This window comes from Phycisphaeraceae bacterium (genome assembly GCA_020639155.1).
Lineage (GTDB): Bacteria > Planctomycetota > Phycisphaerae > Phycisphaerales > UBA1924 > JACKHF01.
The window spans coordinates 470,796-485,433 of the sequence record JACKHF010000001.1 but is presented as its reverse complement, the minus strand read 5'-3'; the positions used below and the strand labels follow the sequence as shown (position 1 = coordinate 485,433).

Genomic DNA, 14,638 nt, shown 5'->3' with positions numbered 1-14,638 from the left:
CTCCTTACTTGTCTTCGCCCTCGTGGAACGTGCCATCCGCGTGGAAGTGCCCGCCTCGTTGCTGCGTGCCAGCCGACGCGGTCGCAAGCATGAGCTGGAAAGCGCCATCGAGCACAACCTCGTCTCCGGCGCGCACCCCACTGTTGACGACAACCCAGCGTCCGTCATCGCGCCCGAGATCCGCTTCAACGCGAACTGCTCTATCCGGGTTCTGTGGATCGCGACGAAAGAAAACGGGCACAAGTCCATCTCGTTGCACGGCTGCAGCTGGAATCGCCAGCGTCGGTGATGCGGACGCGTCTGTCACAATCTCAAGCTGCGCAGACATGCCCGCGCGCGCCCATGCTGAGAGCGAGTCTGGCACAACATACAGATCGATCGTGCGCTCTTCGGGGTTGCCTCCCGGTCCGAGCATGATCGTGCCATGCATTGAGTCCATCATGTCGATCACGTTACGATTTCGGGATGATGTTGGCGGAACAACGGTCGCATCCAGCCCGTCACGCAAAAGTCCGAGATCGGTCTGCAGTCCGCTCGCTTTGAAACGCAGACGATCCGGCTGAACGATCGTCACAACATTCTGCGAAACCTCGGCCCACGCTCCCTGTGTCAGCATCACCTGCTCGACGATGCCGTTGTCTGTTGCGAGCACCTCTACCGATGCGATTGTTTTCCAACGGGGTTCCGGTGCATGCTCAGTGTCAACGATAGATGTGAGTGCATCGACGGGCTGACGAAGCAGTGTTGATGCGGTGTGAAGAAGATACAGGCGCTTTGACACAGCTGCTGCGCGCTCTGACTTTGCTTCGATCTCTGTAGCCTCAATCTCAGCTTCTTTCTCAAGAATCTCAGCGAGTTCTGCCTGGGCTGTCGCTACAGCATCCCGTGCTGTGTTGAGTTCAGCGACACGACCACCGCCAGCCTGCGCAACGCTTTCGATCTGCGCGACGCGCTCCTGTCGAATCTCGATTGTCTGTTCGAGCTGCTTTTCATGGTTTCGATGCGCTTCTCGCAACGGCCCGAAGCTCTGCAACCTTGCTTCGACACGCTCTACCGCGGACTCCGCATCAACAAGCTGCTGCTTCAGGCTCCGCCAGTCGGGAGAGTCGATCCGGAAAAGCGGTGTTCCCGTCTCGACTGCGTCAAACTGATCGACAAGCAACTCAACGCGACCTGAGAGTGTCAGCCGGTACTCCCTGCGAGCCGATGGAAGGTACTCGAAGTGCCCTGGCACCCTGAGTGTTTGTTCAACGCGGCGCACCTCAGCTTGCACAAAGGTAATGCCTAAGTTCTGCCGAACCGAGGATGGGATATCAACTGCGTTTGACGGTCCTGTCTGCGCCGGGGCAGACTCATGGTCGGATGATGTGTGATCATCGCCTTGCGTGGTGCTGCGCCCGCATGAGCTGAGTGCAGCAGCAAGAAGACACAACAATGCTGTCTGAAGTGTGCGCGATGTCATCGCGATTCTCCTGATTGTGTTGGTTCGTGTGTGTTCGATTCGAGATGTTCCGGCATATCGCGTGGTCCAAGGATTTCAGCAATATTGATCGCGAGTTCGCTTTCTTGTTGCTGCAGTTCAAGTGCTCTGACCCTCGCGAGAGTGATTCGTGAGAGTGTCTCCACGAGCATCAGCGCATTTACCTCACCGAGTTCGGCAAGAGCTGCCAGCTCACGCGACTGTTCGTCGAGAAGCGTCAGCACGCGATGCTCATACTCCATTCGTTGCGATGTGGCTGCCTCATACATCGAGCGCGCCGATACCAGCGAGTTACAGATATCTTCGAGTGCACGCTCTGCATCTGCTCGCGCGATATCGCGGAGCGCAGCAGCTTCAGCAATTCCCGCTCTGTTGGCGTTGAGTATGGGAACAGGCAGCGACAGACCCAGCAGCAATCGGTGGTCGTCTTCGTTGCTGTACCCGCTTCCGATTGTGATGTCCGGGTACTGTTTCTGCACCTCAAGGCGCAGTGACTCTTCCGCAACCTCATACTCGGCGATCAACGCTGCAACCTCGGGGCTGTGCTCGATCAGATGTGTGTCAATCTGTTCAGGCAGTGGGGGAGGCTCGGCGTGAATCTGCGATTCGAACACAAGGTTCCCATCTGCAGAAAGCCCAAGCAATGCCAGCAGCGTCTGTTTCGCTTGTGTTCTGTCGATTTCAGCCTGGAGTTGATCTGTATGCAGTTGCTCGATGTCTATCTTCAGCAGCCTTGCTTCAACCCGGCTCATTTCACCCGCCTGCACGAGTCGATCAACAACTTGCTCAACGTCCGAGGCATAATCGATCGCTTCACTGAGCATGCGCTCCCGCTCGACCTGAGCAGACCATCGAATCCACGCCCTGCGAAGATCCATCCGCGTTGCCCATTCCTTGCTTGCAATACGTCTGAGCTGCGATTCGTGCGCAGCGTCCGCCCTTGCTCGTTCAACGCGCAGACGCCCCGAAACCGGCACAGTAAGTTGCAGCGTCACGCCATACTCGAACGGTGATGCGGGTGAGAGAATCTCTGCGCCGTCAAATCCCAGTTCGGGATCGTCCCAAAGCCCCGCGTTCTCCTTTGTCGCGAGCGTGAGACCAGCACGCAGGCGCTCAGTGCGTAAATCCGCGTTGTAAAACAGCGCGATCGCCTCCGCCTCATCCATACTGATGCCATCTGTCACATCGAATACGTGGGCGTCCGGCATGTCCGGCGACGGCGAAGATCGCATGTGTTCAGCAACAACGGACAACTGCTCCGCACGATGTCGGAACTCCTCGGCGTGCTGCTGTAGATCCAGAGGCGACGGCTGATACCGGGCACATCCCGAGAGAAGCACGAGACCACCGATACACGAAGCGAAAACCGCATGGCGCACACGCACGCTCGCAGCGTGACGAACACTCGTATCCATTTGAAAACTCCTGCATATACACAAAGCACCAACCGATACAGCGCATGCTGCTCAGGTTGCGATACCGGCATGCCAGCAGGAAACTAAATGATCAATCGTGTCGTTGAAACGATCCCGTCGCGTTGAGACGTAGCACATTGAATGTCACCGCTCCCAGGCGGAGTTCTGCGCGGACCAATCGCGACAAGTTGGTTGTAGACTCGCGCACATGGAACAGAACGAGCAGGAATATACCTGCCCAGTTGCGGGAACTGCACAAGCGTCAGTGTAACTGAATGAATGCACAATGCTTGGGAGCAATGGCAATGGTCGTGATCCTGTTCTGTCTCATGCACGCTGCCGCACTCACAACTGGAGTGCCAGTGCGTACTTATGTCGATGTGCGTGTGCTCACAGCCATGGGACGCGACACTATGCGACTCGAAACGATTGCTTCCAGAAAGACTGGATAGGAGGCATGCCACAAGCACTGAGAAAGCGAGGAGAGTTGGGCCGCATATCCGCATTCCACGTAGAGTATCGTCTCTTTCCCATCAGTTCCATAGCAGAACTGAATCAAATGGTGCTCAGTCGCCTTGTGGGCCGCAGACGTTGCAGCAGAGTCTCTAAATTCTGAAACAGGCCAGGAATGCACCCAGCGTGCGAATCCAGTTTTCGGTCGATGCCCGGTGCAGATACAGGATTAAACTCCGAAGTTTGCTGGTAAGCACGGCCAACTAGTGGCTGGCTGTAGTGCCAGACCAACGCACTAATAGGCCAAGTCTATGGGTTACGGCCAGCAGTTATCCCCAAAGTACCAGCAGCAGAAAAGTGCTGCATTGCATGCGTATATGTGAGTTGTTAGAGAAAGTGTAAGTAATGTTGAAAGCGAAGGTTTGAATCTTTTCAGATATTATACAGAAGGTGTCCAAGTCTCCCGTAGTTTCTTGGCATCGTTCCTCGCCTCTTTAGGGACATAGTAAATTCGCATTGGCGGCGGTAGATTCGTAACAGCGGCAAGACGAGGCAAGTATGATGATATTTCTATGGGGGCAGATTCTCCCTTTATGCGCACGCGTATCGCTGTGCTTGCACTCTGCTGCTGCCCCTCTTTTTCTGGCTTATAAGGTCGGCGATACTTGCCATCGACATCATCAAATAGACAGTAACAGGCTGGGTTCTCAAATCCCGCCTTTCCCACAACTTCTGCAAGTGCTTGTAGCCATTCGGAATCGCCACCGCTTTCTAGTGGGTTCTCTCCACTTGGGGCTGGTATCATGGCGAAACCATCACGATTGAGGAAACGATGAGCAAGATCGGAGAGCGGTTTATCTGGATGATTTCTCCAGACGTCAATTTGTGAAAGAACAGCGAACTCCTCGATCCGGAGGTATTTCTTTAGCGGCAAACTTCCAGGGGTTCGGTCTGAATGACTCCAGAAATCCTTTAGAACAGGCGTTGCATGCACATCATCGCCATTCTCCATAAGTGTTGTGGCACGTTGCCACATAGCTTGGAGCAACTGTTCAAAGCCGCGAGTTGTCTTGTGTAGATATACATTCTGATACATATAGAAGCGTGCGAAGATATATTCTTCAATAGCTAGTGCAGCTTTCTCAGGCCATACGAGATCGAAATCGGACGGGTCATCTCCAAACAACTCTACTGTTGTCAATAATCGATACCAATCAAAGTGTCCATATCCTGCACCTGTGAAGAGGCTGTCACGACGAAGATAATCGAGCCGATCTGCATCAAGTTGACTGGACAAAAGCAGTTTCTGCCAAGTCGGCTGATCATGATTATTCTCATCGATGAGGTTTGCGACTCTCTGAGGCAGAAAGTTGTCACGTTTTTTTAACGCAGAATGCACTTCTGATTCGGAATCTAGCACTACAGCGATTGACCACTTCTCATGCTTGATTCCGAGGCATGGTTCAAAGAGGTGGGAAAATGGACCGTGTCCAACATCGTGCAGGAGTGCGGCGGCAAGAAGTGCATCACGCGCCGCTCCGTCATTACTGACTTGTGGATAATTGCGCTGAAAGTGAGAAACAATCATCTGCATCAAGTGCACGACACCGAGCGAGTGAGCCAATCGATTGTGATCTGCTCCCGGATAGGTGTAGTTGCTGACACCAAGCTGGTGAATTCGACGAAGTCTTTGTACCTCGCGGGTATCAAGAAGTTTCAGCAACCAACTGTCTTGGTCACGGTCAACGCTGATGTAGTTGTACAGGGGGTCTCGAAAGACCTTGTCTGACATTCAATCACCTCGTTCTGAGGCATTTCCAGCAAATCGCTGCGCGAGTTTGAGAGCTGCCAGTGAAATGGGGTTTTTAGAATCTGCGCGCTTGTACTTGCACGCTTGGTCGAAAGCGGAATCCCAACTCTGGTTGGGATGCTGAGAGTGATAGAAGTAGAGGATCGTGGATCCGAGTTCGAGTTCCCGGAGTTCCCAGTTGAGCAGTTCAACTGCTCTTTTATGGAAGTTCTTGAACGATATGATTGATTCGTTATCGCCAATCCGCTCAATCATGCCGCGTGTGTTGCTGCCAAGCGTGTAGTCGTACTGGCCACCTCCCATGCCGCTGCCGCTCTGCTCATTCAGCAGACCTTCAGCAACCATAACATCTGTCACATTTGCCACTTCGCTTGAGTATGGGCCATAGTGATGCAGGGTGTAGTCAGCATAAATCGGACATCCTGCCTGTTTTAGAAAGTAGATCACTTTCTGCATGCGTTTTCGTCCTTTGATTCCTCCCAAGTTGGCATCTTCGGCCCACTTTGTCAGCAGTGCCAGTTGAAGTTTGTCCATACCGCGTGCCCCTTTCGCGCTCATTCATCGCGCCTTGATTGTACGGCATTTGTTAGCAGATTCAAGCCTGTTGCACTCCGTTTATTGTGCATATCGGTGGCAAGCATACACCATCTTGATGTCGTACGAGTGCATGTTCGTTGTCACTTGACATGCTTGAATTGGCTCCAGATCGACCAGAAATGGGTCATATGTCAAGCAGCAAACCACAATGGCATCCGTTTGGTCAAGCGTCGAAATGCTCTCGGATGAATGCCGGCCTGACACATGTGACCTGTCCAGTTGCCTGATATTCAGGTTGATAAATGGCGGTCTCTCAAACTTCGGCTGAAGGTCGTCTCACTTTGGTTCCTCTGCAGTTTGTCAACTTGTCTAGGGCAACTCATGGGCACCCAGCGGCATATGCATTTCCAAAGCAGATGTAATCAAAGATATTGAGCTGGCCGCTGCCATCACAATCTGCGTATGGGTCCTGCATGGCATAGGCGTTCCCAAAGCAGATGTAATCAAACAGATCAAGCGAACCACTGCCATCGCAGTCCGGGTAGCACGCCTTTTCTTCAATGACGATGTTGTCAATTGCTGTCGCGGGTGATGGTGATGGCTTATCAATGCTAATTGCAACGAACTCATCGAACCGCGTGTATCCCGGGATGACAAATGGTGGTGTGATCTGTTGTGTCACTGAGTTGAGCACTGCGCCGGTGCTGGGGTCGTACTCATCGACCATCACAGCTGTCGCGAGCACATCATTGCTTGTGTTCGAGTTCTCGATGCACAATGTGTGTCTGTAGAATCGTCCGGGTGTGAAGGTCGGCCATGTCCAGAACGATCCACCCGATGCCCACACCGCTTCATAGGAACTCGAACTCGTACCATTGAGTGTGAGCGTGATGTTTCCATTCGTGCCAACAAAGGTGTAGGTCGCAAGAGTGCCGATTGGCAATGAACCGGAATTGGAGACAGAGATATCAGCTTCGACACCTGTTGGAGAGACAGGATGCGCAACAATGACACTAGCAGAAGTTGTCGCAGCATTTGTTGCGACAAATGTCGTCAGTCCTGTACCCAGTGCGCCAAAGGTCCCTGCAGACGAAGGAGAATGCGCAGTGCACATGAGCGTGCCACCTGTGACATTCCAGCCAGCAGGTGCTGTTGCACATCCTGATTCAAAGTCGAGTATGACTGGGCCAAGCAAAGCAAAGAGCGCACCGATCATTGAGCAGACTCCTTTCATCGATCAATCGTTATAGTGTACCGAGTTTTAAGGGTTTTCATAGATGCTTTGCTCGGTTTCGAGGATTGCGATCTGCCAGCAGCTACAGAATCCATGACCGATCCGATTCGTCCGTCCGGAAACCATAAGGCGGAGATGCTTCAACGCAGTACAAAGAGTTGATCAATCTCAGGCACTTTGAAGTCAGGTCAGAACAGCGTCCCGGGTATCGAGGACACAATACCCGGGACGAACTGGATGAGAAAGTAGCTGGTGCATCTACCGCTTCCGACGGAGCGCAACCAGTCCGCCGAGACCAAGCAATGCGGTTGCGCCGGGTGCTGGTATAGGCATGCATTGCGTATCAATCACGACCTGATCGATCACAGTTGCAGCCCCAGCGATGCCGCCGAAGATTGTGATTCGTTCGAGCGATGGGCACGATGCGACATTCCACTTGGTCAGCTCGTGCACCCAGCCGTTGGGCAGGAATGTCTGCTGGGGCGCTCCAATCTGAGTGAACACTCCAGTGGTACCTGCAACGGAGTAGTTCGGCCCAAATCCCGCACCTGTCGCATCGTAGTATGTGACCTGAAGCCAGAGTTCCTTCTGATGCTGTTGAACGCCGGTGTTTGGCACCTCAAACTGCAGATCGCCGGTTGTGATTTCCCACACGTCGTTTGCACCTGCAAACGTCGGGAACCACGTGGATGTTGTGCTCGGCTGAAGCAGCGGCGTGCCGTATGGGTTGTTGAGTGGAAGCGCGTCTGGTGTTACTCCCGTTGGACCGCTGGAAAAATCCCAGTGCTGCACGGTCGTGCCGGGGTTGAAGCGCCACGGCGGCGGGGTCAGATCGTCGGCGTGTGCTGAACCAGCGAATGCAACCAGTGAAACAAAGGTGAGACGTGAAACTGTGGATGTCATGGTGATGCTCCTTCTTTGATTGAACAGTGAACGATGTCTTGAATGTGTGTGATGATGCGAACTGAAAACGTGCTATCTGCGCTGACGCCAGGCTGCGGTTACACCCGCAATGCCCATCAGGGCGAGTGGACCTGGAGAGGGAATGGGTGTGCCGATCCACATGAACATGAGATCTACCGCCTGCGCGTTCGGGGCGAGCAGGCTGTTTGTGAGTGTCATCCGGATCTTGCCGACGTTCTGTAATCCGCCGAGCAGGATGACTCCGCCCTGACCGAGATTTGGATCTGCGCTTGTGTCACTGACATAGAACCGAGACGCAAGCCCATTCGCACTCCGTTGTGTCGAGCTTGTTGAGAAGTACCCGGAAGATCCCGGCGCGGTGCTCGCGTACTCGGGTCCAATCTGTTGCCAGGTATTAACATCAATGGGGTTGTTTGCAAAGTCCCACGCGGCTATCTCGTACTCATAGTGATTGTGGATGTTTCCGAGAATCATCCGACCACCGGATCCCCACGCATACCCGGTTGAGAACGCAAACTCAGCGAATGACGACGTGCTTGTAGCACCGTTGATCTGGAAGCCGGTCGCAAAGGGGCCCTGATTTGTGATGGCTGTGGGCATTCCCCACGAGCCCGGTCCAGCAACGAATCCCGGATACACGCTCTCGCCTGTGATGGTCCCCGCGCTGCTGGTGTTGGTGAAGTTCCATTTGACGACGTTATTGGAGTTTGTCAGATTCGCAGTCCAGTCGTGATAGTCGTATTGAGCGAGTACTGGTGTCGTTGTGATTCCAGTCAATATGAGCGAAACTGCGGCTTTCATGGGTGGTTCTCCTGCTGGCTTGATGCCAGTTCCACACAGTCTGCGTTGCAAACAACTGAACCTTGCACTTGTGAAAAGAAGATATGATAAATTGCGTCTTCAACCCTCCGTTTCTGAATGGGAGCCATCATGCACCCGCTCGCGACCCGAACCACCACAGCCCTGCTCGCGGCTCTTCACGATGTCAGAGACCCTGCATGGGAAGCGTTCGACGATCGGTACCGACCAATCCTGTATGGGTTCGCGCGTTCGTGGCATCTGCCTGAAGCTGATGCAATGGACGTAGCGCAGGAATCACTGACGCAGTTTGCGCGCGACTATCGCGAGGGGAAGTACCAGCGAGAGAAGGGGCGACTCAGCTCATGGTTGATCTCAATTGCCCGGAACAGGATTGTTGATACCCAGCGATCCATGAAACGCCGGGGTCTGCTCTCGAACGAGACAGCGATGATCGATGTTGCAACAGAAGATCATCTCACGAGAGAATGGACGTTGTCGCGTGAACGCGCCATTCTTGATCAGGCGATGGCTCTCTTGCGATCAAACTCGCGCACTAGCGATGCAACTATGCAGGCGTGGGAGCTTGTTGCCGTAAAAGGTGTACCAGCCTCAGAAGCTGCCAGGCAAACCGGGCTATCTGTTGACGAGGTGTACGTTGCAAAGAATCGGGTGACAAAGCGGCTGCGCACAATTGTCGAGGATCTGACAGCGGCGTGGGATGATGAGCCATGATGGATGATGGACCATCGGTCGAATCATGCCCATCACCATCATCACTCGAAGCGTTTGCTGTCGATGGAATAGATCCGGGTGGCTCGATTGCATCACACGTGCACAGGTGTGATGCGTGCGCGCAGTATGTGATTGTATCGCGCGAGAATGCCCGGTTTCTTGCGAGCATGCCATCGGTCAGGCTTGCACCATCTCCAAGGGAACCAAAGCCGGTATCTTCAAGTATCGCACCCGGATACACAATCGTCCGCGAGATCGCACGAGGCGGCCAAGGAATCGTGTACGAGGGTGTGCAGATTGATACGAAACGACGTGTTGCTATCAAGATGCTCCACTATGCTGCGCTCGGTGCCGACGATGGGCGTCAACGACTGCGCCTCGAACGCGAGGCAGAGATTGCTGCAATGCTCCGTCATCCGGGTATAGCCACCATCTATGAAAGCAGCGAGATCAATGATGACGGTCGAATGCTGGTGATGGAGTACGTCGATGGCGTGCGACTCGACGACTGGCTTGCACAGATCGGCGAACCAAAGTCGCTGACAAGAGAAACGCTTCGAGACCGCCTTCTCGTCCTGCAGCGGGTGTGCGAAGCGGTTGAGCATGCACACAGGCAGGGTGTTATTCATCGTGATCTCAAGCCAGGCAATGTGCTCGTGCGGACACCGAAGGAACATGTCGACAGAGCAGGCACAGGTGAACACGAGATTGGTCCCACGCCATGCCTTCTCGACTTTGGGATTGCGCGTCCGCATTCACGCGAGCAGGACGATCCACTCTACACAATGACCGGAGCGTTCGTGGGCACGCTCGCTTACACATCCCCTGAGCAGGTTTCGGGCGACCCCGAACGTGTTGATACGCGCAGCGACGTGTATGCGCTCGGTGTTCTGCTCTACGAGGTCATTGTTGGTCACAGACCGTATGAAACAGACGGTCCGCTTCACGCAGCACTCGAACAGATCACCTCGCGAGATCCTGTCCGTGTCAAGGGGATGGATGGGGAGTTATGGACAATCATTGCCAAGGCCATGAATAAGGACGTTCATCGCAGGTACCAGTCGGCTGGAGCACTCGGCGAGGATATCCGGCGGTATCTCGCGGGAGAAGCAATCGATGCGCGCCGAGACAGCACGCTGTATGTGCTGCGAAAGGCGCTCTGGAAACGCAAGGAACTGACAATCTTTGCAGCGGCAGCCGTTGTTGGCGTGACGGTCTTTGGCATCATCATGGCATGGCAGGCTGGGATGTTGCGCATTGAACGGAATCAGAAGACACGGGCACTGCGTGAGCAGAACATCACGCTTGGGCGCACGCTCACAGTCACAGGAGATACACTCGGTGCTGCACGGTATCTTCGGAATGAGATACGGGTATCTCCAGACGAGAACTCGTTTTATAGTATTGATCCCCTCACACGTCGTGCAGCGTGGGGACTGCTCGAAGCCGCCACATACGACCCCAGACTCTGCGAGATCGATACGAACGCGGAACTGTCTGATACCAATCTGCCCGGGAATACACCTGCGATTCTGCATCTGCAGAATGACGTTGTCACGCTGACACGTGCAAACGGTATTGTGCAGTCGTGGCGCGTGTCTGACGGCAGCAGCACAGAACCAGCACAACTGACTCCTGTCTTTCTGCCATCGGACGATGAGCACGTTCGCCTTAGTGGGAGCACCCGATTCGCAGCAACGTGGTCACGCTCTTCCCTCCGCACGATTGACATGCAGACCGGTGAAAATGTTGCCAATATATCTCTTGACAAGGTTGGCCTGATCGATGGATCCTTTACTGCCGATGGCGCGAGATTCGGTGCAACCATGTCGAATGGTGAGATATGGATCTTCCCCGTTTCGCTGGAAACTCATTACGTGCTTCCAGCCGCTCAGGAAAACGGCAGCCGGCTCACCGCCCCTGTGTTTACTTCAGATGGAGCGTTTACACTCGTTGCAACCGATCGATCGTGCATTGAATCGCTCTACGTTTTCGCGCAGCTCGATCAGATTGCACGCGGCGAGATGGCAATGCAGCTCTCTCGGTTCCAGTCACAATCAGAGTTTGATTTCAGTTCTATTCATGTATCGCAACGCTCGCCTGTTGCTGTAGCAGTACATCCCGATCTGCTCTTCATGTTTCGAGCGGATAATGTATTGAACCCGACTTCACAGCAGCAGTCACGGCTTCTTCGTAGCGATGGTGAGTGGGCAGGTGAGGCTGCGTTCAGTGCCGATGGTTCAAGGATGTTCGTTGCACGGAAGGATCGGCGCGTGTCGGTGTGGGATACCAACGGGCTTCTTGTCACGGGATCCGAACCGACGGAGGGACCGCCAGCACAATACGTTACCGGTCAACTGCACGGAGAGTGCGTTCTGCTTGCTCCTGACGAGCACGGAGCCCGACTTGCTGCACTGGATCACACGGGAATGCTGACCGTGTTCGATGTTGATGCGTCATGGAAACGGACTGTCAATCCGTGGGATCAGATCTCAAATGTGAATCCTGGGTCGGTATCGGCTGTCGTCTGGAAAAAGAAGTGCATTCTCATTGGAGCAAAGGATTCGCCACGTGTGCGTGTGTTCGATCCAGCAGGGAACGCATCAAGACGAAGTGTGCAAGCACATGTAGGTGGGGTCGAGCACATTGTTACAGGAGTTGCAGTGAACCCGCTTGACACATCACAGTGTGTGTCGGTTGGGCGTGATGGTGTGTGTGTGCTCTGGGATGATGCAGACACCATGCTGGAGGCAGATCGCACCATTGAATGCCTTGGACCTGCGAATGATGTTGTGTGGTCACCCGATGGCACGTGGCTTGCCGTTGCATGTGACGCTGACAGTCAGGTAGCTGTGTTCCGTGATCTCGACTCCCACCAGGTGAACCGGGCGGAGATTTCTATCCCAGGGGTTGGCGAGGCACGCCGAGTTGCAGTCCATCCCGACGGTTCGCTGATTGTTGCGATCTTCGCAGCAGAGCCGCGGAGTGAGCAGGCCACGACACTCGCAATGATTGATCCGCAGAGTGGAAAAACCAGAACGATGTCGCACGAGATTGATCGTCCGAGTGCGATACGGTTTTCTGCAAACGGAGATCGGCTGTTTGTTGGGAGTGAGAATGCCAGGATGTATATCTGCAACCCGATGACCGGCAGCGTCCAGCGTGAGGGACCAATCCTTCATAGTGGTATCCTTGATCTTGCCCCTGATCCAAATGGAGCAGTGGTGTACGCAGCACTCCGCACCTCCGGATTTTATGTGCTTGATGCCGAGTCAGGGCAGGAGCTTGCGCGGGTGGCAGGGCCGGATGATGCCGAGTGGAGAACAACGTGCATTGACGTATCCAATGATGTGATCGTCACCGGGCATGCAAACAGCAGGCTGAGTCTCTCAGATATTGGTCGACTCATGCAGAGCACAAAGCTGAACATCAATCTGACGTTCGGCCAGCATGAAACGAGATAAGTTGCAGTCAGTTTTTAGAACTATTTACTTTGAAATGATGTCCCAACTCAGATCAAAGCGTGAAAGATACTTGCGAAGGCGATCGGCATCGTTTGTCGATGCTCGTCGCTTGCGCGATGCTGCAAACAACGCTCGACCTGCTTCGGAGATCGTCTTTGACTGCCTGCACACGGAGATGACAGCAGCAAGCTGCGCTCGATCAAAGAGGTCGATCGCGTCAAACTGTGCTGGTGTCAATACAGAGAAAATCAATGCATCGATGCTCTCAGCTTGCCTGCCCGTCGACCATGCCCCGCGCAGTCGATCAATCTCCTCACGGACAATGTCGCGCGAGATTCTCCCGCCCGGCGCAAGGGTCGCCATGCGGATCAGCGCAGCGTTGAGATCGCGGAAGTTCCCTGTCCATGCTGCATCCGCAGATGTTGCAAACTGGAGGAACAACTTCTTCGCCTCAGTGCTGAACCTGACAAAGTGCCCTCTCTGATGCGCAAACCGCTCAAGCTCGTACTCGATGTTGGGCTCGATGTCTTCTGGACGTTGCGACAGCGACGGCAGCGCAAACGACCACAAGTTGATTCTCGCAAGCAGATCCTCGCGGAACTTGCCATCGCGAACATGCCGGGCTAGATCGCGATTTGTTCCTGCGATCAACTGGAAGTCGCTGGTGATCTCCGTATCGGCACCAAGCGGAAGAAATCGTTTCTCCTCGAGCGCGCGAAGGAGCATCGCCTGCTCGTCGAGCCCGAGCTCGCCTATCTCATCGAGGAACAGCACGCCGGTGTGCGCGCTGCGCAACAGCCCCGGACGATCATTTATTGCACCCGTGAACGCACCCTTCTTGTGTCCAAACAACGTGGACATCGCAGCGTCCCCGCGGAGTGTTGCGCAGTTCACCTCAACAAGCTCACCAGCAACAAGTCTGCGATGCTTGCGAAGCTCATAAATACGTCCAGCGAGTCTGGATTTACCTGCTCCCGTAGGGCCGGTGATGAGCATGGGATCGGTTGTGCGCGCAGCGACGTGCTCAATCTGATCAATGAGTTTGTTGAATGCAGCGTTTCGTGTCTCGATCCCACCCTTGAGTGACGCCACCGCATCCTCGTGCTCGCGTTCGAAACGCGATGCAAGCCGATCGTACTTTGAAAGATCGAGATCGATCAATCCGAACTTGCCCGGGCCATCGGCTGCTCTGCGCGGCGGCGATGTCTGCATGAGTTTGCCTGGAAAGTATCGCGCTTCGGTCAAAAGGAATGTGCAGATCTGCGCAACGTGCGTGCCGGTCGTGATGTGGAACAGATAGTCTTCAGCATCAGGATCAAAGGGATAGCTTGATGCAAAGTCGTGGAGTGAGCTGTAGACCTCCTCAAAGTCCCACGGATCGCGCATGTTGATGATGTGGCGAACAACCTTCGTCTCGGGTGAGGCCGCGCCGATGTCTGCTTCGATGACATCGGCAAGTGAACCAGCGCGCTTGTCGTGGATGAGTTCGAGCCGATCGACGAGAAAATCCTCGTGCTGGCACAGCGACACGGTGGGCCGCCAGCGCTCCCATCGCTTTGGGCCCTTTCCTGCATCAAGGGTTGTGCCGAGCAACCCCACGACAACCGTGGGTCGCGGAGTTGCATAAGAAGTTGAAGTCGAACGACGGATCATATACGATACTATAGTATAAAAATGATACAAATCTATAGTTATTCAGCTTCAACAAACTCCTTTCGATAATCCCAATATCAAACCCAAACGCTATCTATGCGTTGGAATCAACGATTTTCAGCTGCCTTGCTCGAT

The 14,638-nt window shown here is 54.2% G+C and carries 11 protein-coding genes; 3 read left to right on the top strand and 8 right to left on the bottom strand.

What is annotated here, in order from left to right; genetic code table 11:
- Positions 1-4: 4 nt before the first annotated feature.
- Positions 5-1,462, bottom strand: a complete 1,458-nt coding sequence (locus H6815_02105) for a hypothetical protein (GenBank protein ID MCB9859221.1) — start codon at positions 1,460-1,462, stop codon at positions 5-7.
- Positions 1,459-2,895, bottom strand: a complete 1,437-nt coding sequence (locus tag H6815_02100; protein MCB9859220.1) for a TolC family protein — start codon at positions 2,893-2,895, stop codon at positions 1,459-1,461. Before H6815_02100 ends, H6815_02105 begins: the two co-directional genes overlap by 4 nt.
- 305 nt (positions 2,896-3,200) lie before the next feature.
- Between H6815_02100 and H6815_02095 the strand changes: the two genes are divergently transcribed.
- Positions 3,201-3,347: a hypothetical protein gene (locus H6815_02095; GenBank protein ID MCB9859219.1), complete on the top strand. Its 147-nt coding sequence runs from the start codon at positions 3,201-3,203 to the stop codon at positions 3,345-3,347.
- A 440-nt stretch (positions 3,348-3,787) separates the two neighbouring features.
- On the opposite strand, the gene H6815_02090 is transcribed toward H6815_02095, so the two are convergent.
- The 5 genes from H6815_02090 to H6815_02070 form a co-directional block, all read right to left on the bottom strand.
- The gene (locus H6815_02090; GenBank protein MCB9859218.1) at positions 3,788-5,140 is read right to left on the bottom strand and encodes an HD domain-containing protein; all 1,353 of its coding nucleotides are present in this window, start codon (positions 5,138-5,140) and stop codon (positions 3,788-3,790) included.
- Positions 5,141-5,716: a hypothetical protein gene (locus H6815_02085; protein MCB9859217.1), complete on the bottom strand. Its 576-nt coding sequence runs from the start codon at positions 5,714-5,716 to the stop codon at positions 5,141-5,143.
- A gap of 358 nt (positions 5,717-6,074) precedes the next feature.
- Positions 6,075-6,929, bottom strand: a complete 855-nt coding sequence (locus tag H6815_02080) for a hypothetical protein (GenBank protein ID MCB9859216.1) — start codon at positions 6,927-6,929, stop codon at positions 6,075-6,077.
- 258 nt (positions 6,930-7,187) lie between these two features.
- Positions 7,188-7,832 carry a hypothetical protein gene (locus tag H6815_02075; GenBank protein MCB9859215.1) on the bottom strand — a complete coding sequence of 215 codons (645 nt, stop codon included), beginning with the start codon at positions 7,830-7,832 and terminating at the stop codon, positions 7,188-7,190.
- 72 nt (positions 7,833-7,904) lie between these two features.
- Positions 7,905-8,654: a hypothetical protein gene (locus H6815_02070; protein ID MCB9859214.1), complete on the bottom strand. Its 750-nt coding sequence runs from the start codon at positions 8,652-8,654 to the stop codon at positions 7,905-7,907.
- Between the two features lie 129 nt (positions 8,655-8,783).
- Here H6815_02070 and H6815_02065 point away from each other — a divergent pair, with 129 nt between their 5' ends.
- Together H6815_02065 and H6815_02060 are read left to right on the top strand one after the other, a co-directional pair.
- Positions 8,784-9,386 (top strand): sigma-70 family RNA polymerase sigma factor, encoded by a 603-nt coding sequence (locus tag H6815_02065; GenBank protein MCB9859213.1) that lies wholly within the window; start codon positions 8,784-8,786, stop codon positions 9,384-9,386.
- A complete protein-coding gene (locus H6815_02060) occupies positions 9,383-12,850 on the top strand; it encodes a protein kinase (GenBank protein MCB9859212.1) in 3,468 nt (1,155 codons plus the stop codon). The genes H6815_02065 and H6815_02060 overlap by 4 nt, the downstream gene beginning before the upstream one ends.
- A 24-nt stretch (positions 12,851-12,874) precedes the next feature.
- On the opposite strand, the gene H6815_02055 is transcribed toward H6815_02060, so the two are convergent.
- Positions 12,875-14,503 carry a sigma 54-interacting transcriptional regulator gene (locus H6815_02055; GenBank protein ID MCB9859211.1) on the bottom strand — a complete coding sequence of 543 codons (1,629 nt, stop codon included), beginning with the start codon at positions 14,501-14,503 and terminating at the stop codon, positions 12,875-12,877.
- Positions 14,504-14,638: the final 135 nt, after the last annotated feature.